Genomic DNA, 19,198 nt, shown 5'->3' with positions numbered 1-19,198 from the left:
CTAGTCCGTCCTAATTTTCACTCTTCAATTAATGGATAGCGCACATGCTCCTGTAACGTATCATTGACCAACTCAACTTTTGACGCATGAAAATCAAGTGCGGCAAGCTGGATAGCATTTTCAAACACAACACGATCCGCTTCTGTTACCATATCCTCATCCATTGTATACTGTACAGATGCCATTCCATTACCAAGCGTTGCGTTTACAACCTCAATTCCTTTCACAACGGCAGAAGCGTAAAATGCATCTTCTTTATCAATGGTTGCCATCTTTTCCACAGTTTCCGAAAACGATAAAAGCTCACCCGCTTCATTAACTACCTGTTCTTCAAGTGCCCCGCCAGATAAAAACAAGGTTTCTTCTAACGCTTCATCATAGACTGTATAATAGCCCCGAGTTGCACCTCGTTCTTCTTCAACAACTAGGGGATCATTAACCTCTCTTTCTGCTACGATAATATCGGTTCCCCCGTCAGGATGTAAAAAGACAATCTCTTTTATTCCATAGAGGTCACTAATCCCGAACAACGAGTCGTAAAATAACGTCGTTTGTGCTGTTGTTGTGGATAATTGATTTCCTTCTTCATTAAATTGGACGGTTAATTTTTGTGACTCAACAGATAGATCTGTATAAGAGTTCAGTATATCTTGTTCAGACGGATCACTTTCAGCAAGGGAATTTAGTAATTGCTCTTCCAATAATTTTACTTCTTCACTTTCGTTACGATTAATAGAAAAAGCCGTATAAAACGCCTGACCCTCATCTATCAAATGAGTATGAAGTACATATTGGTCCTCCACTTCCACTTTTTCATAATCCAAGGCCTCACTTTCATTGTCTGGTTCTTCTAATTCTTTTTCCTCGGTTTCAGTCGTACTTTGACCTTGCGCATTCAACTCATCCCTGGAACTTTGACAACCAGCTAGTAAAAATGCGAATAAGAATATCCCTGCCAATGCAGTCACCTTTTGCATGCGCTACCATCTCCTTTGTTTTCAGATACCCGGCTTTATTGGAAAATAAAAGGTGTATTGCGATTTATTTTTAAAAATACACTTTTCTTACTTGCGGTTATAGCTTTCGCATACACTTATAAGCATCTTGAGTTTGTTAATGTCCAATTAATTTATTAGCAACTTCTCTTAACGATTCCAAGGAATAAACTTCTTTTGAAAGTGAACGTATCATTTCAATCCGATACGATTTATCATCAACACAAAGTGTTATAGCTTATAACGAAAAATCCTCTGCAACTTCCGTTTCGTAAAAAGCTTGATACTTCTCGTTAATTAGAATCTTATCAGCATGCATTTTAGGCTTAGATCCGTTCGCCAGACTCGAAACCCAAATGTCCATGACATCATTTGTTTCAGAGTTTATATATTCTAACTGAAGTTTGCCTTTAAAATACGCTTCGTCTATATACCTACCAAAAATATGAAAGTTTCAATTGGTATAAAGCTCGGTTTTTTCATATTAATATGTGTATATTCTTTAAACATCTGAATAGCTTTCTCAACATTCGTAAAATCAGCATCCCTGTAATCTTTTTCAATCTGATCTTCTATATCATAAGCAGATAGAAATATAATTAGAATGAGCAGAAAAAATAAAGATCTTCGTAGCAAAGGTATTAACCTCCTTTGAAGATAATTTTTATTGTCTTTTAACAAAGGTTTTGTTTTATGTAAACAAATTTTTTATTCCATTTTGCTCATCTGAAGTTGTGTATTCGTAAAGTTCGAATTTTAAAGATTCCCTAAAAATATTTTTACTCTACAGGGTTTTAAAAAAGGATGCTCCGTTAACTCTTCTCTGTACAAGAAGGGTTTCATAATAACTTATAGGAATCGTTTAGAATAAAAAAATTCAACAGTTGGCTTTGTGATTACAAATAAACACAAAAGAATAACTAGGGGAATATTCGTGAGGTTTTCTAAAGAACCCGTACCTTCTGAAAAGAAAAGTATTATAAAGCCAAATGCCATTAAAATATAATAAGATAATCTTGAACTATAATTCTTTATATAATCGCTTAACTCATCTTGATTGCTGTTGCTATCTGAAGTTATTTTATTGGAATAACCTAAAATTATGGAAAGAATAAATGATCCAAATAGTAATGATGCTAAATCCACCGTACTATTATTAAGCCATTGGTAAATGGTGTATCCAAACATTACTATTGGTATTATCAAGAATAGAGATAAGTATTTATTCACCTTTTAACCTCTCCTTTTGTCACTAATTTAAATAATTCCTCTACCTTCACATCGAAGTATTCCGAAATTTTTAGAGAAAGCTCCAATGATGGATTATATTTGTGTTTCTCAATAGCATTAATCGTTTGCCTTGAAACGTTTAGATCTTCAGCTAATTTAACTTGAGTAATTCCTCTACATTTCCTTAATTCTTCAATTTTATTTAAAACATTCAATTTAATCCTCCTTTGTCAACATATCTTTACACATAGTATGTTAATTTAAAAAAAGCCAGATGTAAAGATATCTTTACACCGGACTTTTTTGTGAGTATTTTTTATAAGGGTCTATAATAATTCTTTATTGAAATAATACATTCTTTAGACATGTTATCTTAAAATGTTTTTGTTAAACAATATAAGTTATAAGTTAAACTATCTTATCTATTATCTTTTAAGTAAGTTCTTTCATAAAAAGCACTCTGTCTTGCCCAGGGCCATCATAATTTGATTGTACGGATATCCCATCAACGATTTTATCGCCTGCTTCAATAGAAAAACCTATTTTTGTATGATAGGCAATAGATGTTCTATTTACTGGAGAAGTAATACATCGAACTTTTGAACGGTTTTCATTGCGAATTTCTTCAAAAAAGGCTTGATAAAGGCTCTCACCAACTCTTTGTTTACGATAGTTTGGATGAACACCTACAAAATGGATATATGCCTCCTCTGGGTGAAATTGAGACAGAAAGCCAATTAAAAATCCTATAATCATGTCCTTATCTACGGCTACAAAACTTGTATTGTTGAAATGATTAAAAAATAATTTTGGTAACAGACCAGACATGTCTCTACCACCCCACCATTCATTAATTAATGGCGATAATGTATAGTAATCTGTGCTGACCACGTTGCGAATAATCATTCTACCACCCCTTCCAATTAATAGTAACATAAGGCATTCTTTCGTTATATTGTTTTAATGATCAGACTGACTAAAAACTAAGTTTACATAATTGATGTTGTTTTGAAGCAAATTAGTAACTAATTAAAGTGAAAAGAGGTATGTCCTTTGTGGAAGTCAATTTCAATTATGGTTGTGATTTGTTTCTTATTTATGACTAACGTTCACCCCGCAAGTGCAGAAACACAAACAATTGATCAGAAACAGCAACCAAGCATTTTAGAACGGGCTTTCCTTAGAGAACTTGGTACAAATATCATTTTGGAGACCATGTCCACAAAAGGCGATAATCAACTCTATTTCGCACCTCGTATTGAAAAAATCACTCGAAATGAAGCCAATGATTTTTATGATATTACTCTGAGAGTGATCGGATATGAAGGACCTATGAACCCACCTTATACGTTAATCCATATGACAATCCGCATACCAGGAAACGATTATAGTAAATACACAGTGTTAGACTACAAACGCCGGTTTATCTCAGATAGTGAATTAAAGGAATTTATTAAGTTTGCACCAGATTAATTAGTTAGCACATCTCCTCCGCTCCATAACAAATGGTGTTGACTCGTACATATGATTGCTATCATAAGAAAGAGCCTAGTCCTCTGTCTAGGCTCTTTTCCTATTCCACTAAAAATTCCTGGCATATTCTTTTTACTGAGTAACTTTAAAAAGGGTAAGAAGTAAATAGCAAATAGGAGCGGAATAACAGTGAAAAAACAAAGCCTGGTTGGTTGGAAATCATTGTATTAGCATTGTATATATTGTTGTAGTTGTCGTATTCTCAAAAATCATTGTAGAGCAGACGAGTGAAACACCTATAATCATGGGATTAAGCTTAAGCATCAGAACTTCTTTCTTCTCGTCTATACAAAACTTTTGAACTCGATATGAATCAGTCTAATTATTTAATCAATTAAATTTTCAAAGGAATAGCTGATTTTTGCTCTACATCATTCCTCAGGACGTCTGATTGCTAATAACAATGCTTTCTATAAAGAAGGGTATCAAAAATGGCTTTTACAGTTTGTCATTCAGTAAAGGTAGCTAGATTCTCTAAAGTGGACCGTAAACCCGTGTCGTGATCTTCCTTACGAATACCTTCAGGTACATTCTCACAAATAATCGTGACCTTTGTGCCTTCCGAAATGGGTTCTAAGAGCCATGTCTGTTTCATCTCACCTAAAAATTCTTGGTCATCGGAATGGAATTTTACTGATTGAACAATTCGCTTGTTCGGAACCAACTCTAAAAACTTCACTTGGGACACATCGGTGTTTTCTGATGTCTTACCAGGGTTCGAGTGATCCATTTCGTACGTGAGGGTCAATCGATACGTTCCTCCTTCGCGAGGATCAAACATGTCAATATGACCTGACATCCCTTCCGGTGGAAGCCACGAAACGAGTGCTTCTTCATGCAAGAATGACTGATAAATGGTTTGTGGTGATGCCACTATTATTCTTGAAGCAGAATCTGTTCTCCTTTTACCTGACACATGAGCCATAATAAAATCCTCCTTATTTTGTTCCTTGCCTTTACTCGATCAACTTTCAATTAGTGTTAACCTTTTTCCGCGTATCTTTCCTCTAATTTATTTCTATGTAATGTAAAAACATCCTCTAAAGAGATATTATATTTATTAGCAATGACTGCTATATTGCCTAAAACATCCCCTAGTTCTTCAGTAAGAGCCACCTTATTTTGTTGATAATCTCCTCTTTCCTCTTCCGGTCTATCTCTACCGATTTCAAGAGCTCTAATTGCTCTAGCTACTTCTCCAGTTTCTTCAGATAGAAAACCAATTCGAATAAAAATATCTAAATCGTGCCAGCCTCGTTCTTCATAATAAATTTGGATCCAATTTTGAAACTCATCACTCGTCATATTTGTCCTCCCTATCAATATGTAGTATTAACAAACCTAATGTTAACACTATATGGAGTTACGTTACATAATTGAGTGTTAAATTTTTTCATTTAACATATTTCTCTAATCCAATTATCTTGGAGTAATTAGAAAATCAATCTGAAGAGCTGACCTTAATAGTGAATAAAAATCAAACTGTTACTTGAGACATCTGTGACATTACGATTTTCTTGTGAATTTTCCATTTACGAACCTCCTTCAAACGTTAACATAGCTATGAGGAAACCTATTCCTCATAGCTTTTTTAGCTACTTTTCTTCATAAGGGAGATGTCACAGGGTAGAGACATTTTCCAGCATCTAATTGAAGAGTAAAGTGCGATTCTTTTCTATACAACACCCCGAGCGAATGGGCAAAATGGGATTCTTATACTATAACCCAAAATTTGTGCGATCCTTCATTCATTCTTTACTACTTTTCCAAGTCGTATAAGCGACTGTAACAACTGCTGCAGCCAAGTATACTAACCATCCAGGATGCCAGGCATCCCAAATAAAACCGATGGCCAAAAAAGCAACCGTTGCCAATGGCCACATGACCGCATGAATCCACTCATGTTTAGTTGATTCCTCATATTCTTTATATTCCTTTAGGTATTCTTTGTTGTGGGTAACCAACCGCTCCCCGTCCATTGCAGAACCAGCAATAATAAACAAATACACAGCAAAGGCCCATATTAACGGCATTAATGCTAAGAGGGGATCTCTGTCTGCATGACTTGTATCGCTAGCTAAAAAAGGTATCCCAAAACTTAATATGATGATGACAATTCCGGTGACAATTAAGAGTCCAAACTTTTTACGATGAGCCAAGCTTTTCTGTTTAAACTGTTGAATAAACGAATCATCAAAAATTAATGGTTGTGTTTCGAGTTCTTCATATGCTTTTACACTTAACCCTTGCCATACCAAGATAGCCACTCCACTAGCAATCACTACGATAAACAACACATAGCTAAACGCATGTTGAAAATACATCGGTAATAAGACCGAAGCTATAAGAATTGCCACTCCAGTTGCGATTTTCTTAGCACCCTGCCTCTTATTTAGAAGATAGGCTTCCACGACTTCCTGACTGGCATAGTATCCTTCTTCCGTTCCTTGTTCTCCAAGAGATTGATCTTCCTCCTTTAATAGGTAATCCAGGGAAACGTGAAATAACCTACTCATCTTCACCAGTTTTTCTGTTTCTGGAAACCCTTGACCATTCTCCCATTTACTGATTGCCTGTCTCGAGACTTGAAGCTTTTCAGCAAATTCCTCTTGAGACCATCCTTTTTGAGCTCTCAATTTTTTTAGTTTTTGATAAAATTCCATTCTCCTCACCTCATTCTTATCGTAATCCAATGATCATTTTCCCTCTACCTACCAGCGGTTGCAACCTCGCCATTCCTGGTTGCACTTTTCATTTTTTGCGTGTCATCGCCGTTTTTTGGGTTGCTAATGCTCATTCGTTCCATTCAGCGACCTTATGCATTTAAGGAAGTGAAGCTTTTTTATTCCTCTAACGGTATAATTAGATAACGATACAGAATAATCTGACAGGGGAGAGATAAAGTGAAAAAATTTCATGAAAATCTTTTTAAACAATTAAAGACTTACCGAGAAGAGACTCTAACTAGTTTAAACAGTGTAAGTGCAGAAGAGGCTGACATCGTACCCAATGGCTTTCATAATAATATTAGATGGAATTTGGGGCATCTTTACCTCGATCAATATGTGTGGATCGAGACATTAATAAAGGAAAAAATACCCTATCCACACGCTTATCATAAATGGTTTGGTTATGGGACAAATCCAAGTCATTTTTCTACTGAAACCCCTTCCTACCAAGAACTAAAAGAATTGCTTCGTTCGCAGCCAGATTTGATCATGGAAAGGTATAAAGATCGTCTAGAAGACGTTCATCCGCCTATTGAAATGGGCATGCAAACCATCGAACAAGTTTTAATTCGAACCATTTTTCATGAAGGAATACACTTTCAAACGATCCATACCATTTCCAAACACATTTAATTGAACTACTTGGTGGTCTTAAACGCCATCCCAATATGTTTAATGGTGGACGTCAGTTCTTTACATTTAGAGAGTAGCTTAAAGGACTCTTCTTGTTAAGCAAAATTAGCAGTCTAAAAAAAATACATGCAACAACAAGAACAGACTTAAGAATAAAATACTATAAGACTTACACGTAATCACCATCTAAAAACCCTCTCAGTGTTACGTTACTTCTAGTGTATTCATTGGCACGATTAAACTTAACAGTAAATCATCTATCCTCCTCAAGCACGTCAAAAACCAATAAAACGAGGCTGGGACATAACGAAAAGTAGTATTTGAAAAGACGAATAGTCTAAAAAATGCTGAGTAGCACTGCTACAGGAGAATCCTTCGCTTTCCGGGGACACGGCCTCAGCCTCCTCCTTGGAAAACCGCCACTCCAGAGTCTTCAGACACGTGCTGATCCCCCAGGAGTCTTCGGGTTCTCCTTCTGCTCATTTTCATATAAAACAAACGACGAACGTTCCTATTTTCAGGAATGTTCGTCATTTTGGTCTGTCTATCTACTTTTGCCCAGCCTCGTTAACATAACACTTCTTCTAAAGCAAATTGGGCTTTAGTCGATCTTTAAACTCGTACTAGTGGTGCTGGAATAAACCCTATCTTCTTCATATAATGAAAGTAAGTGCGTAACAACTTCTTGTCCATTATGGGAAAAGTCAGCCCGCTCTCGCTAAGAGCCTTTTCCACATTGTTCGAATTGTACGTGGGCATATTTTCATAAAGCTCAAAGGCTGTCTTCCCATTATAAAGCTCTTCAGAGAGAAGTGTAAGAAATGGTGTCAACGCATTATCGCTCGAATTCTTTGTTTCCTCGATAAGTTGCTCAACCCAGTCTTTATAAGGAACCACCTTAAGGGAATAGCCGAGTGTGGTATTCATTTCTGCAAAGAAATCTTCAAGATCCATACTATCTGTCGGCGGCGTTAGATGGTATGCTTTTCCAAAGTTAATTGGATCGAGACAAATTTCTCGTACCGCTTTAGCCACAAAATCTACAGGTACAAATTCTTTTCTTTGTCTAGGTAAATGAGGATAAGTCCCTAATTGGATGCAACCTTTGATCATTCGAGCAACGTAATCTTCGGTGTTATTTACACCTGTATGACGATCACCCATGATAAAGCCTGGACGAAACACCGTCATAGGAATACCCCTTTTGTTTGCTTCCCACATTACGCTTTCAGCAACCCATTTGCTTTGCGCATAACCCATGTCTTTATAAACAAAAGGTTCACTTATCTCCAAACGACTATCCTCTTTTAATTCTTTAACATCCGTAAAATAACCAATCGGACCAAATACAGAAATCGTTGATACATAATGAACCGGTTTGAGAGTTGACGTGCATGCAAGTTCAAGGATTATTTGTGTACCAGTTACGTTTGCACTTTTGTGCAAATCGTAAGCTTGAACATAGTTTACTTTTGCCCCATTATGATAAATGACGTCAATGGTTTTCGCTAATTGATCGAATTCCTCTCGGGTTAGCCCGAACATTGGTCGATCTAAGTGACCAGGAATCGGTAGAATCTTCGGCTCATACGCATCAGACCAAATATGATACTTTTCCATATTCTGTTTAATGCGTCGAAGACCTTCTGCTACACTAGATGCACGAACTAGACAGTAAATATTCGCTTCCTCATCATGCTCCAAAAATTCTTTGATTAAAAATGCCCCTAAAAATCCAGTTGCTCCTGTTAAGAAAATGGCTTTTTGTTTATAGAATGAAGGGCTGAATGTAGTTGATGGTGAAATGCGTTCGTCTAATTGAATCTCATTGGCTAAATTTACTGTAGTTAAATCGGTTTCTGTAGATTGATTCTTTAGGAAGCTAGCTAGCTTGAAAATGGTGGAATACTTATACAACGCGCTTGACGGTAAGAAAGTGTCGAGTGCTTCTTTCATACGAATTATCGCTCGAGCTGCAAGAAGAGAGTTTCCTCCAAGTTCAAAAAAATCATCGTCCACTCCGACCTGATCGACTTGTAATAGATCTTGCCAGATGTGTACCAGCTGTTGCTCCCTTTCTGTTTGTGGCGCTTTATAAGGCACGCCAAAGTTAGGACGAGTGAACAGTGTATTCGACAATGCCGCGCGATCTACTTTCCCATTAGTTGTTAAGGGTAAGCTATCTAGTATGACATAATTAGAGGGGATCATATATTCAGGTAATTTTTGCTTTAGATAGGCTGTTAATGTTTTAAGGTGAAAGGTTTTTTGATTCAACGGGACAAGATAGGACACAAGGCGTTTATCTCCTGGCGTATTTTCTTGAATACTAACGGAACAATGTTTTATCTCATCATTTAGTATAATGTGATTTTCGATCTCATTAAGCTCTATTCGAAAACCACGAATTTTAACTTGATGATCCATCCTACCTAAATACTCAATATTGCCATCTGGAAGTTTACGAACAAGGTCTCCTGTTCTATAAAAACGCTCACGATTTAGGTATATAAACCTTTCTTTTGTTAGATTCTCACGATTCCAATAACCACTCGCAAGACCGGTACCACCTAAAAGAAGTTCACCGACTTGACCATCATCGACAATGTCCAACTCCTCATTTACGATTATCATCGAAGTTCCATTGAGAAGTTTACCAATTGGAATGCTCGTATCGAAATTTGTTTGATTTGTCAATTCAAATGCCGTACTAAATACACAATTTTCCGTTGGACCATAAACATTAAAAACCTGAGTATTCGGCAATCGTTCTACAGCTTTTTTAGCAATGGTAGGCGACATCACTTCCCCACCACTGATTAAGTAGTTAACATCGATTAAATCGTCTATCCTTTCATCAACCATGAGGTTAAACAAACCTGTGGTTAAAAACAGAATCGATACATTGTGATTACGTACCACCTCAGCAACACTTTCCGGTGAAATTGGTTCCGGATTACTTATGGCTAACTTCGCACCATTTAATAAAGCCCCCCATATCTCAAAGGTGGCTGCATCAAAAGAAGTGGACGCAAAGTGACCTACGGTTTGATGGCGATCAATTTGAAAATAATTTGTTTCTTTCACTAGTCGTATAATAGCTTGATGTGGGATCGCTACACCCTTTGGCGTTCCAGTCGATCCAGAAGTGTACATAATATAAGCCAAATCAAGTGGTTCAACGTTCATAGCTGGAGGAGTTGCTTTTATTAAATCAATTTGACTTGCTTCTTGATCAAGTAAGATGGTAGCTATTTGAAGGTAAGGCATTTGGGCGAGAGTGGTAGATGTCGTGATAAGAGTCGTGACGCATGAATCACCGATCATATATTCAATACGTTCTTGAGGGTATTTCGAATCAATAGGGACATAAACACAACCAATCTTGATTGTAGCTACTATCGCTACAATCAGTTGAGGCGACCGATCTAGGGACAGTCCGATTACTTGACCCTTCTTCACACCTTGATCCAGAAGATAATTGGCGAGACGATTACTAGCTTGATCTAGCTCTCCATACGTCAAGTGCGAATGACCAAACGTTAACGCGATATCCTCTGGTCTTTCGTCTACCTGCATTGAGAAAATTTCCTTTAGACTGCGCTGCATCATAAAATAGCTCCTTTTCGTTTTTAACATACACGTTCCCAAGATACTGCATCTCATTGCTTCTATTTGTACCTTTTAACAAGTATACCTTTCAATATGCTAGACCGATATTGGGAAATGTGTCATTTACTGATGGCGCAAAGGAACAGGAAGTGAGTCAGGTAGACGATTTATAAATGTGTGAGCGAGACCTTTTCTATGGCACCATCTTCTATTTCGTATACAGCAGCTCCCATCAAAGGATTCGAATGAATATCAATAAACGCGTATTTCTTTCTATTATGAGAATAAAAAGTGTTACTAGAAGCCAAACAGATGTCTCTCATCTCCTCGATTCGATACAACCCTAGCTTAATCAGGCTTTCTTTCTTAACCCACAACTTGTATAAGGTAGAACTGATTTCATCCCCATCTGCTAAAGAAATCCCTTCCCTCTCCAATGGCGACAAGAATGAGTCTCCAAATGCTGAATCCAATACTGCCCCCATTTTTTCAATATCAATACCTACTGGTTTATGAGCTGAAATACTTGCCACATAACCACTCGTATGTGACCAAGAGACAAACGTCGTTGCAGGGTGCATCACTTCTGGTTTGCCATGATTCCCACCACAAGTGGCACAATGCTGAGTCAATTCTATTTCATGAATCGCTACACCCGTAAGATGGTGTATACAGTAACGAGCAAGTAAATGAGCGGCTAGGTAATCTCTCTGATCATTAGGAAACCGTAATCGATTGTAGTTTTCCATTTCCCCTTGATTCAGTCTTATATCCATCCCACTTAAATTGTTTAGGACATTTTCTGTCTTTCCATACACGATCGATATTGTCATATGTTCTCCTTTGATTAGTGTGTTTGCCGTTCAAATTAAAATGAAACAAATTGTCTAACGCTTTCTTTGAGCCTTTTTTCGGCTCATTTTTATCCATATAAATATTATCAACCAAAAAGCTATTCCTAACGATAAAAAGACTATCGGAAATGGATTTCCATCAAAAAAGTAATACATCCCAATACCAATAAGAATGTATAGAATCAGTAACACTACGTACTTTCCCCAATGACCAGGCATCGTCACCATTCCCTTTAAAAATTGTCTTTAGAATCACTTACCCTGATATAAAAAGTTTATTCAGAATTTACGAATATGGATTAGTTCTATTTCTCAAAGAATAAGTAACTTAATAAGTATACTGAACGATTCAGCCAGAGTGGTACAAGCAATTCATGAGTGTCTCGGGGAAAATCAGATATGAATCAATCTTGATCGGTTTACGGCTCATCTTGAGCTTTTTACATTTTATAAAAGAGGCTGGGCCATAACTAAAAGTAGTATTTAAAAAGACGAATAGTCTAAAATATGCTGAGTAGCACCGCTACAGGAGAATCCTTCGCTTTCCGGGGACACGGCCTCAGCCTCCTCCTTGGAAAACCGCCACTCCAGAGTCTTCAGACACGTGCTGATCCCCCAGGAGTCTTCGGATTCTCCTTCCGTTAATTTTCATATAAAATAAACGACGAACGTTCCTATTTTCAGGAATGTTCGTCATTTTGGTCTGTCTATCTACTTTTGTCCCAGCCTCAGTATTTATATCCATATTTTGCTTTAGCTATGTGTTGACTGAGAATCACATCAACCTGGTCATCTGGAACAGTAATCGAAATCATGAAATTTCTATCAACCAGATATGAATGAGACTAACGTAGGTTAAGTAAGCTGTTGTGCCTTTTCGTTATACTTTTCAATAATGGAGATAGTACTATCTGCCACGTTACTTCCGAGAGATCCATATAAGTCCTTATCACCGATGACGTAAAATTCCTCTTTCGCACGAGTTGCTGCCACATTCATAATATTGGCTTCAGATACGGCCCAACTAGCTGCACCACTACTTGTAGAATCTGCCCCTAACACAAAGTAAACAATCTTTGCTTCTTTCCCTTGAAACGTATGTACTGTCCCAACATTGACTGGTTTTCCGTTTTCTCTTTTTGTAAAATCAATGTCATCTAACACACGTGCCACTTTAAAAGCAACGTTTCTAAATGGCGTGATGACATAAATGTCTTCAGCTAAATCTGGGTTTTCTTGCAAACGATGCGTAATTAGCTTTTTAAGTAAGAGAGCTTGTTCTTTCACATACTTGTCAATGGCGTTTCCTGTTGAATCAAACCAATCTGATTTCCCCTGTGCGCCATCCCCTTCTTTACCTTGAACCATTAAGTTGTTATACGAGATCTCATTTGAAATGGTAAACATCGGGTAATTGGACCGTCGATGCACCCAAAGAGGGATACCAATCCATTCTTCATCGTCTTTTTGAAAGCCAAACTGACTCGTTGCATCAACAAGCGTTTGAGTCGATGCATCAGCGGAGACAAAGGTTTCATCTACTTTGTAATGCCTCCCTATCAAACTCAAAACAGGCGAATCTAAAGTTAATACAGGCTTGATTTGTGATGGGTCTCCAACGACCATCACCTTTTTACTTCTTAAGATGGCCCCGACACTCGCTTGCGGAAGTGCTTGGCCCGCCTCATCTATAAATAAATTCCCGATTGTGTTTTCATTCAAATGTTTAAACATCCGACCAAAACTAGCAAACGTTGTGCTAATGACAGGAATCGTGAAGTTGATCCATTGCCACGACTCAGCAAGTATTAAAAGCCCATTTTCTTTTGCAATGTAATCAGACTGCTTTTGCCAAATCATCCTCGCCTTCTTTACATTCTTTCTGTTTTCATAAAGAAATTGTTTCCTTACTTTTAACGCTGAAATAAAGAGCTCTGATTGTAAGGTACGGAAATGATCAGAAAACCATGGGTTGGATTTTTGGAGTTGATCATAGGAGAGTGAAAAATCAAGTACCTTCCTATCACTTTTCACCAAATCTTCTCTCAAGGCTGTTATTTGCTGCTCTAAATTTCGCAAAATCGTTTGTTCAGTACTAATCCATTGATTGAATTCAGCCTGTGATTCTTCAATCCTTTTCACTGCGCTCTTTACTCTTTTTTCGTTCATTTAGTTGCTTCTCCAATTTCGACTGCGTCTTTTTTAAGTCTGTTTGCTGTTGAGTCATCTGATTCAATTTGTCATTTGCGCTTGTAAGCTCTTGCATGTATTCGTTCATTTCCGGCACCTTTAACAGTTTTTTCACCCAGAAAAAGCTCGGCTTTTTTGTGCTAATGACCTCATAATTCCTTTCAGCTTGAGCTTGTACATTCTTTAGATCTTCGAGTTCGATAGATGTGCTGACATGTTTCTTTTTCAGATGAGCCATTTCCTGTTCGACTCTTTCCATATCGTCTCTCTCTCTTTTCTTAACGGACGCTAAGGCTTCATGCTTCTGCTTTTCTTTTTCATTAAAAGCAGCAAGTGGAATGGCAACAGTAAATCGGACACTTTTTTAAAGGTCTACTATTTTATATTCAGTCGGTGTGGCATATCCAAGAGATCCGTGAATTCGGATATGATTGTACCAATGGACTTAATCAAATAGATCAAGTTCGTATTGGCTAGAAAAAACCTTTCCTCGAACGAACTCTGTTTTAATGGTTTTAAAAGTTGCTTCAGCTACGGCATTGTCATAGGGTGTTCCTTTGTTACTCAATGAGCGCTTAATCTCAAAAGCTTCTAGCGCATCATCAATTAGCTTATTGTTAAACTCGCTTCCGCGTTCTGTGTGAAGGCATTCTAGTTGATTGAGTTTTATTTGTACAGATGCGAAGGCACGTTGAACAAGCTTGGCGTTTTTATGGGCTCCAGCACTAAATCCAATGATTTTCCGGTTAAATAAATCGATTAATAAACAGATGTAATGCCATTTTTGTTGGACACGAACGTAGGTTAAAGTCGCTCACGACTACCTTCAGTTCCTGGTCTTGTCTAAATTCACGTTTTAATGTATTCCCAACTTCTGATTCATTACAAGCGGTTTTAGTTGGTTTAAACTGGGCAACTGTATAAATAGAAACAAGTCCTTGTTCTTTCATAATACGGGTAATTCGACGTCTGGACACGACGTGTCCGCATTCTTTCAACTTGTGTTTGATTCTTCTTGTGTCATACGTTTGTCGACTTTCTTGAAAGATCCGTATTTATCTCTTTTGAAAGGACACTATCGTTGGATTTCTCGTTTTTTTCGTGGTAATAAACGCTTCTTGGGATGTTGGGGACGATGCACATTGCTGATACCGAGTACTTGTGAGCGTTTTGACGAATCACATTTACTTTCGTCCCATGATCAGTGCGGCAAGTCTCGCATATCATTTTCCATTTCAAGCTGTTGATTTCGTTTGCGAAGTGCGCGTAACTCTTTATGTTCTTCTATAAGGTTGTCCTTTTCTTTAAATGATCCTGAGTTTTCATATTGGTTCATCCACTTATCAAACGTAGAAGGCGTTAAGTCATACTCCCGAATGATTTCCTTCCGTGGTTTTCCTGATTGATAAAGCCGCACCATTTGTTTTTTGAATTCCTCGCTAAACGTTCGACGTTTTCTTTTGGTCATCATAGATTCTCCTCAAGTATATTGCTTTTAGTCTAATTGACCTTAAAAATTCTGTCCAACTCAGTGTAGCCTATCCAGACATCCTCTTAAATTTTTTCGTTTCTCCAATGACTATTTAATTAAGCCTCGAGACTGATATATATATAGGACTTCAGGATGTTCCTTTGAATAAACCTGAGTGTTTAAATAATACATAAGGTATTTAATATAAATTATATTAAATAATTTAAAGGAGGCTTTTTAATTTTGAAAATATAGTTATACATTTTCTTAATGTTTTTAATCACCTTTAGTTATAATTTTCTATGCAATTTAATATAAATAAAAGAAGTATGAGAGAAAATAAAAAACATTGGTGAAGAAAATAAAATTCTTATTAAGATGAGGATATTATTTTATTACAGAGGTTAATTGTTGGTTGATTAATGAGTTAATTTAATTATTACAGATTACAAGAAGCGGGTGACTGGGAATTTGGACATTTTCATTGTAACTATTACATCATTGTTAATAGCAATTTTAACAACTGTAGGTTTTTTTCAAGCTCTATTGACGGTAGGTTTGCCATTAGGTGAAGCAGCTATGGGAGGATATTATAAAGTATTACCCCCTGTTTTACGCGCTGTAAGTGCTTGTAATGCACTTATATTATGGCTAATGTGCTTTGTATACCTATTACATATAGGTGTAAGCTTTTCTTATATAAAAGTGATACCTACTGATTTAATTGTTCTTATCTTTACAATATTTCTCGGGATTAACACTATAGTCAATTTATTATCAAAGAGCAAAAAAGAGAAATACATAATGACACCCATTTCGGGGATTGGTTTTATTTTGTCTTTGTTAATAGTAGTTACTGTTTAAGAAAAAAACGGAATTACCTATAATAATACTAAGAGTAATTCCGTTCTAAGATTTAAGTTAAGCAATTTGTTTTAAAAAGTTCATGACTAATAATATCACATATTTCTTGCCATTCCTCATTAATAAAGAAGTGTCCTCCTTCAAAATCGAACTGCTTAAAAGATTTAAAAGTATACTTACTCCATTCTTTCACATTTTCAAGTGTAACCAAGGGGTCATTCTTACTAAAAAGAAAAATCAGATTCGAATCAAGCTGCTTTATTGGTGGGAAAAATTGATATTCTTCAATAATTTTATAGTCACTTTTTAGAATGGGCAAGAATATCTTTAATAGTTCTGGAGATTTAAAAAGTTCCTCTGGTGTACCTCCTATTTGTTTTATTTCATTAATGAAAATCTCATCAGACAATAAGTGCATACCATTTTTTTTATATTTTATATGCGGTGGTTGCCTACCAGATATAAACAAATTTTCGGGAGTTGGAAACCCTTTTGATATTAATTTATTACAGATTTCATATGCTAAAACTGTCCCCATACTATGGGCATAAAAAGAAAACGAATTCTTTAAAAAATGCTCGTTATTTACAATAATAGAAACTAGATCATCAACTGCAGCATCTAATGAATTATAAAAAGCTTCATTCATTCTCCGACCATGTCCTGATAGTTCTAACGGGATTAGATTAATTGACCGATTAAGTTTTTGTACCCATTTTCCGTAAATTGCACCCGCTGCTCCCCCAGCATAAGGTATACAAAACAAATTATGTCTTGTCATATCAAACTCCTTTATTTTTTTTGATGCTATTCAGTTTATCATTAGCAATATTTAATATATCATCTATGCTATTTTGAGTATTCAATTCCAATTCCATTCCAAACCCCTCACCTAATTCATGCGCAAGCATCATAACGTCTAGTGAATCTAAACCAATACTAGATAAAGAGTCTTTTAAAGTTGCTTGGTTAACAACTTTAGACATAGCTTCATCATTTTTCATTACATTAATTACATCTTCAAATTTCATCATAATTTATCGCTCCCTATTTAGATAGTATACAAGTTCCCCATGTAAACCCAACGCCAAAGCCACTTAATATGACAGTTTTAATTTCTAAACTATCAAGATACCTAGATAATAACAAAGGAATTGAAGAGGAAACCGTGTTTCCATAGTTATCAGAATTAAATATTACCAAATCTTGATTGACTTCCAGTTGTTTTGTTAAAGAGTCTACAATATATTTAGACCCTTGGTGAAATAAAAACAAATCTACTTCATCTTTAGCCACATGATTTTTATCCAACAACTGATTCACGCTTTGAGGTATTTCTTGAATAGCGTAATTAAATACTCTGCGTCCATCCATTCTGAAAAAACCATCTTTGTTTATAAGACATTCATTACTTTCTGGTACAGTGCCAAATTTGAAATCCTTCATAAAAAAACCGCTTTCCTTGCTATTAATTAATGAAACAGTTGCACCGTCACCAAAAATCATGCTTACGTTAGGATCATTGTCGTCGATTATTTCACTATATGGGTCACAAGTGAAAATTAGTGCATTTTGAAAGTTTAAAGATTGCATAACGCTCTTTACAATTGAAAGCGCATGAACATATCCTGAACAACCTTGCGATATGTCAAAAGTCATACACTGTTTATTTAGTTTTAATTCATTGTGTATAATGGCCGAAGCATGAGGGATGCTCACGCTTTTACTTTGGGTTACTACAGTTACCAACTCTATTTCCTTTTCATTAAATTCTTGCTTTTTAGTTAGATTGTCATATGCTTTTAAACACATTTCAATAACTGTTTCTTCTTTAGTCTTTTTAGCAATACTTTTAAAGCCCAATTTTCGGTCCACAAAAGTTTTTGCATACCCATATTTTTCTGCTTTAGCCTTATTATCAACCCTTTTCGAAGGTAAATAAGTACCAATTGAAGCTATTTTTAAAATTTCAGTCATTTTTCTCTCCCCTTTTGTTAACTTGAAATATGGGAAACCAGCTGGATATTTCACCAGCGTTATATGATTCTAATAGTTTCGGTACTTCATTAAATGTATATTCCACACCATCTAAAGGAGGTAACCAATTATGCTTAATGGCGAAATCAATTGCCTCTACACCTTCTTCATAACTTGCATAGTGCGTGTGTACATGAATATGCCTCATTTGACATTCATTAGCTCTAAGTAATGGAAGCATATTCCCAGTTTTCCAGCCTGAAGTGGCTATTACACCTTGTCTTCCAAGTGACTTCATTGTCAATTTATAAACTGATTGACCAATATTATCAATAAATATTGAAACCCCCCTTCCATTAGTAACTCTATCTACAAACGTTAAAAAATCTTCATCTGATTTACAATAAACGTTTCTGTCTACACCTGTTATTCCGTAATTTTCAAGCATGTCCAAACGCTCTTTTTTTGAAGTCATTAAAAAACATTTACATCCCAACTTTTTCGCTAACATTAATTCAGCGAATGTAACACCTCCTCCCCACCCGAACACATAAGTATCTTCGGGTGATACATTAGGCATCTGAGACTGCCAACATTTATAAGCAATATTAAAGTTAGACCAAGCAGTAACATATTTAAGCGAAAAGGCTGCCCATTGCTGTAGAGTAACGTTGCTATCTTTCGGAACCTTAATTATTTCACTATGATGAAGTTTTAATTTTTTTGCTAAAACTCCCATACTGTTTGGTTTATCAAAGGCAGTTATTTTTTTTGGATAGCCAAACTCATCCGGTTCTCCATTACAAAAAAATATTCCATAATCCCCAACTTTCAGATTAGAAACTTCTGAGCCTATACTATCTACTTGAACAACTCCTCCATTTCCTAAAATAATCTCTTCTTCATTTCTACTAGTAAAAATATCTTCAGGTTTTAAATTTATTGCATGTGAAAGATTGCCTTCAACACAACCGTAAATAGGTTTCACAAGTACTTCATCTTTTTTAATTTCTTCAAATTGAAATACTTTTCTCTTAAAAGTAGCCTTGCCCTGGTCTTTTATCAAGACCCAAGCATCTGTTGAATTGAAATTCATATTATCTCCTCTTC

18 protein-coding genes and 1 pseudogene are annotated in these 19,198 nt (G+C 36.2%); 3 read left to right on the top strand and 16 right to left on the bottom strand.

Annotated elements, in window-relative coordinates; genetic code table 11:
• Window positions 1-17 precede the first annotated feature (17 nt).
• From PQ477_RS11025 to PQ477_RS11010, 4 genes are all read right to left on the bottom strand, one after another.
• On the bottom strand, window positions 18-977 hold the full coding sequence (locus PQ477_RS11025) for a hypothetical protein (RefSeq protein ID WP_274271797.1): 960 nt from the start codon (window positions 975-977) through the stop codon (window positions 18-20).
• 867 nt (window positions 978-1,844) lie between these two features.
• Window positions 1,845-2,225 carry a DUF2178 domain-containing protein gene (locus tag PQ477_RS11020; RefSeq protein WP_052008338.1) on the bottom strand — a complete coding sequence of 127 codons (381 nt, stop codon included), beginning with the start codon at window positions 2,223-2,225 and terminating at the stop codon, window positions 1,845-1,847.
• On the bottom strand, window positions 2,222-2,440 hold the full coding sequence (locus PQ477_RS11015; RefSeq protein WP_035398784.1) for a helix-turn-helix transcriptional regulator: 219 nt from the start codon (window positions 2,438-2,440) through the stop codon (window positions 2,222-2,224). The genes PQ477_RS11020 and PQ477_RS11015 overlap by 4 nt, the downstream gene beginning before the upstream one ends.
• 217 nt (window positions 2,441-2,657) lie before the next feature.
• The gene (locus PQ477_RS11010) at window positions 2,658-3,131 is read right to left on the bottom strand and encodes a GNAT family N-acetyltransferase (protein WP_274271794.1); all 474 of its coding nucleotides are present in this window, start codon (window positions 3,129-3,131) and stop codon (window positions 2,658-2,660) included.
• 147 nt (window positions 3,132-3,278) lie between these two features.
• Between PQ477_RS11010 and PQ477_RS11005 the strand changes: the two genes are divergently transcribed.
• Window positions 3,279-3,698 carry a hypothetical protein gene (locus PQ477_RS11005; RefSeq protein ID WP_274271792.1) on the top strand — a complete coding sequence of 140 codons (420 nt, stop codon included), beginning with the start codon at window positions 3,279-3,281 and terminating at the stop codon, window positions 3,696-3,698.
• 508 nt (window positions 3,699-4,206) lie between these two features.
• Here the strand turns inward: PQ477_RS11005 and PQ477_RS11000 are convergent.
• The 3 genes from PQ477_RS11000 to PQ477_RS10990 all read right to left on the bottom strand — a co-directional run bounded on the left by PQ477_RS11000 (window position 4,207) and on the right by PQ477_RS10990 (window position 6,421).
• A complete protein-coding gene (locus tag PQ477_RS11000; RefSeq protein WP_274271791.1) occupies window positions 4,207-4,683 on the bottom strand; it encodes an SRPBCC domain-containing protein in 477 nt (158 codons plus the stop codon).
• A 56-nt stretch (window positions 4,684-4,739) separates the two neighbouring features.
• Window positions 4,740-5,063, bottom strand: coding sequence for a MazG-like family protein (locus PQ477_RS10995; RefSeq protein WP_274271789.1), 324 nt, complete (start codon window positions 5,061-5,063; stop codon window positions 4,740-4,742).
• A gap of 443 nt (window positions 5,064-5,506) precedes the next feature.
• A complete protein-coding gene (locus tag PQ477_RS10990; RefSeq protein WP_274271787.1) occupies window positions 5,507-6,421 on the bottom strand; it encodes a helix-turn-helix domain-containing protein in 915 nt (304 codons plus the stop codon).
• A 240-nt stretch (window positions 6,422-6,661) separates the two neighbouring features.
• Here PQ477_RS10990 and PQ477_RS10985 point away from each other — a divergent pair, with 240 nt between their 5' ends.
• Window positions 6,662-7,120, top strand: coding sequence for a DinB family protein (locus tag PQ477_RS10985; RefSeq protein ID WP_035398776.1), 459 nt, complete (start codon window positions 6,662-6,664; stop codon window positions 7,118-7,120).
• A 612-nt stretch (window positions 7,121-7,732) separates the two neighbouring features.
• Here PQ477_RS10985 and PQ477_RS10980 read toward each other — a convergent pair.
• From PQ477_RS10980 to PQ477_RS10960, 5 genes and pseudogenes are all read right to left on the bottom strand, one after another.
• A complete protein-coding gene (locus tag PQ477_RS10980; RefSeq protein ID WP_274271784.1) occupies window positions 7,733-10,732 on the bottom strand; it encodes an amino acid adenylation domain-containing protein in 3,000 nt (999 codons plus the stop codon).
• Window positions 10,733-10,899: 167 nt separating this feature from the next.
• Window positions 10,900-11,565 carry a 4'-phosphopantetheinyl transferase family protein gene (locus tag PQ477_RS10975; protein WP_274271783.1) on the bottom strand — a complete coding sequence of 222 codons (666 nt, stop codon included), beginning with the start codon at window positions 11,563-11,565 and terminating at the stop codon, window positions 10,900-10,902.
• An 876-nt stretch (window positions 11,566-12,441) separates the two neighbouring features.
• Window positions 12,442-13,755: a DEAD/DEAH box helicase gene (locus tag PQ477_RS10970; protein ID WP_274271781.1), complete on the bottom strand. Its 1,314-nt coding sequence runs from the start codon at window positions 13,753-13,755 to the stop codon at window positions 12,442-12,444.
• Window positions 13,715-14,035 (bottom strand): hypothetical protein, encoded by a 321-nt coding sequence (locus tag PQ477_RS10965; protein WP_274271780.1) that lies wholly within the window; start codon window positions 14,033-14,035, stop codon window positions 13,715-13,717. Before PQ477_RS10965 ends, PQ477_RS10970 begins: the two co-directional genes overlap by 41 nt.
• A gap of 105 nt (window positions 14,036-14,140) precedes the next feature.
• A pseudogene (locus PQ477_RS10960) lies at window positions 14,141-15,244 on the bottom strand (IS3 family transposase).
• A 474-nt stretch (window positions 15,245-15,718) separates the two neighbouring features.
• Here PQ477_RS10960 and PQ477_RS10955 point away from each other — a divergent pair.
• Window positions 15,719-16,111 (top strand): hypothetical protein, encoded by a 393-nt coding sequence (locus PQ477_RS10955; RefSeq protein ID WP_274271778.1) that lies wholly within the window; start codon window positions 15,719-15,721, stop codon window positions 16,109-16,111.
• A 52-nt stretch (window positions 16,112-16,163) separates the two neighbouring features.
• Here the strand turns inward: PQ477_RS10955 and PQ477_RS10950 are convergent, their stop codons facing one another.
• From PQ477_RS10950 to PQ477_RS10935, 4 genes are read right to left on the bottom strand one after another with little or no spacing between them, the layout of a single operon-like run.
• Window positions 16,164-16,892 carry a thioesterase II family protein gene (locus PQ477_RS10950; RefSeq protein WP_274271777.1) on the bottom strand — a complete coding sequence of 243 codons (729 nt, stop codon included), beginning with the start codon at window positions 16,890-16,892 and terminating at the stop codon, window positions 16,164-16,166.
• A 1-nt stretch (window position 16,893) separates the two neighbouring features.
• On the bottom strand, window positions 16,894-17,145 hold the full coding sequence (locus PQ477_RS10945; protein WP_274271776.1) for an acyl carrier protein: 252 nt from the start codon (window positions 17,143-17,145) through the stop codon (window positions 16,894-16,896).
• 13 nt (window positions 17,146-17,158) lie between these two features.
• Complete coding sequence (locus PQ477_RS10940) at window positions 17,159-18,088, bottom strand: ketoacyl-ACP synthase III (RefSeq protein ID WP_274271775.1); 930 nt, start codon at window positions 18,086-18,088, stop codon at window positions 17,159-17,161.
• A complete protein-coding gene (locus PQ477_RS10935; RefSeq protein WP_274271773.1) occupies window positions 18,081-19,184 on the bottom strand; it encodes a zinc-binding alcohol dehydrogenase family protein in 1,104 nt (367 codons plus the stop codon). The genes PQ477_RS10940 and PQ477_RS10935 overlap by 8 nt, the downstream gene beginning before the upstream one ends.
• Between the last annotated feature and the right edge of the window lie 14 nt (window positions 19,185-19,198).

This window comes from Shouchella hunanensis, assembly GCF_028735875.1.
Taxonomy (GTDB): domain Bacteria; phylum Bacillota; class Bacilli; order Bacillales; family Bacillaceae_D; genus Shouchella; species Shouchella hunanensis.
This window is presented reverse-complemented; position numbering and strand designations above follow the sequence as displayed.

Bases quoted from the DNA above. Each gene is read 5' to 3' on its own strand.
- PQ477_RS10980 (WP_274271784.1), bottom strand. From the start codon at position 10,732: ATGATGCAGCGCAGTCTAAAGGAAATTTTCTCAATGCAGGTAGACGAA.
- PQ477_RS10970 (WP_274271781.1), bottom strand. From the start codon at position 13,755: ATGAACGAAAAAAGAGTAAAGAGCGCAGTGAAAAGGATTGAAGAATCA.
- PQ477_RS10950 (WP_274271777.1), bottom strand. From the start codon at position 16,892: ATGACAAGACATAATTTGTTTTGTATACCTTATGCTGGGGGAGCAGCG.
- PQ477_RS11010 (WP_274271794.1), bottom strand. From the start codon at position 3,131: ATGATTATTCGCAACGTGGTCAGCACAGATTACTATACATTATCGCCA.
- PQ477_RS11000 (WP_274271791.1), bottom strand. From the start codon at position 4,683: ATGGCTCATGTGTCAGGTAAAAGGAGAACAGATTCTGCTTCAAGAATA.
- PQ477_RS10945 (WP_274271776.1), bottom strand. From the start codon at position 17,145: ATGATGAAATTTGAAGATGTAATTAATGTAATGAAAAATGATGAAGCT.
- PQ477_RS10995 (WP_274271789.1), bottom strand. From the start codon at position 5,063: ATGACGAGTGATGAGTTTCAAAATTGGATCCAAATTTATTATGAAGAA.
- PQ477_RS10990 (WP_274271787.1), bottom strand. From the start codon at position 6,421: ATGGAATTTTATCAAAAACTAAAAAAATTGAGAGCTCAAAAAGGATGG.
- PQ477_RS10940 (WP_274271775.1), bottom strand. From the start codon at position 18,088: ATGACTGAAATTTTAAAAATAGCTTCAATTGGTACTTATTTACCTTCG.
- PQ477_RS10935 (WP_274271773.1), bottom strand. From the start codon at position 19,184: ATGAATTTCAATTCAACAGATGCTTGGGTCTTGATAAAAGACCAGGGC.
- PQ477_RS11025 (WP_274271797.1), bottom strand. From the start codon at position 977: ATGCAAAAGGTGACTGCATTGGCAGGGATATTCTTATTCGCATTTTTA.
- PQ477_RS10965 (WP_274271780.1), bottom strand. From the start codon at position 14,035: ATGGAAAGAGTCGAACAGGAAATGGCTCATCTGAAAAAGAAACATGTC.
- PQ477_RS10975 (WP_274271783.1), bottom strand. From the start codon at position 11,565: ATGACAATATCGATCGTGTATGGAAAGACAGAAAATGTCCTAAACAAT.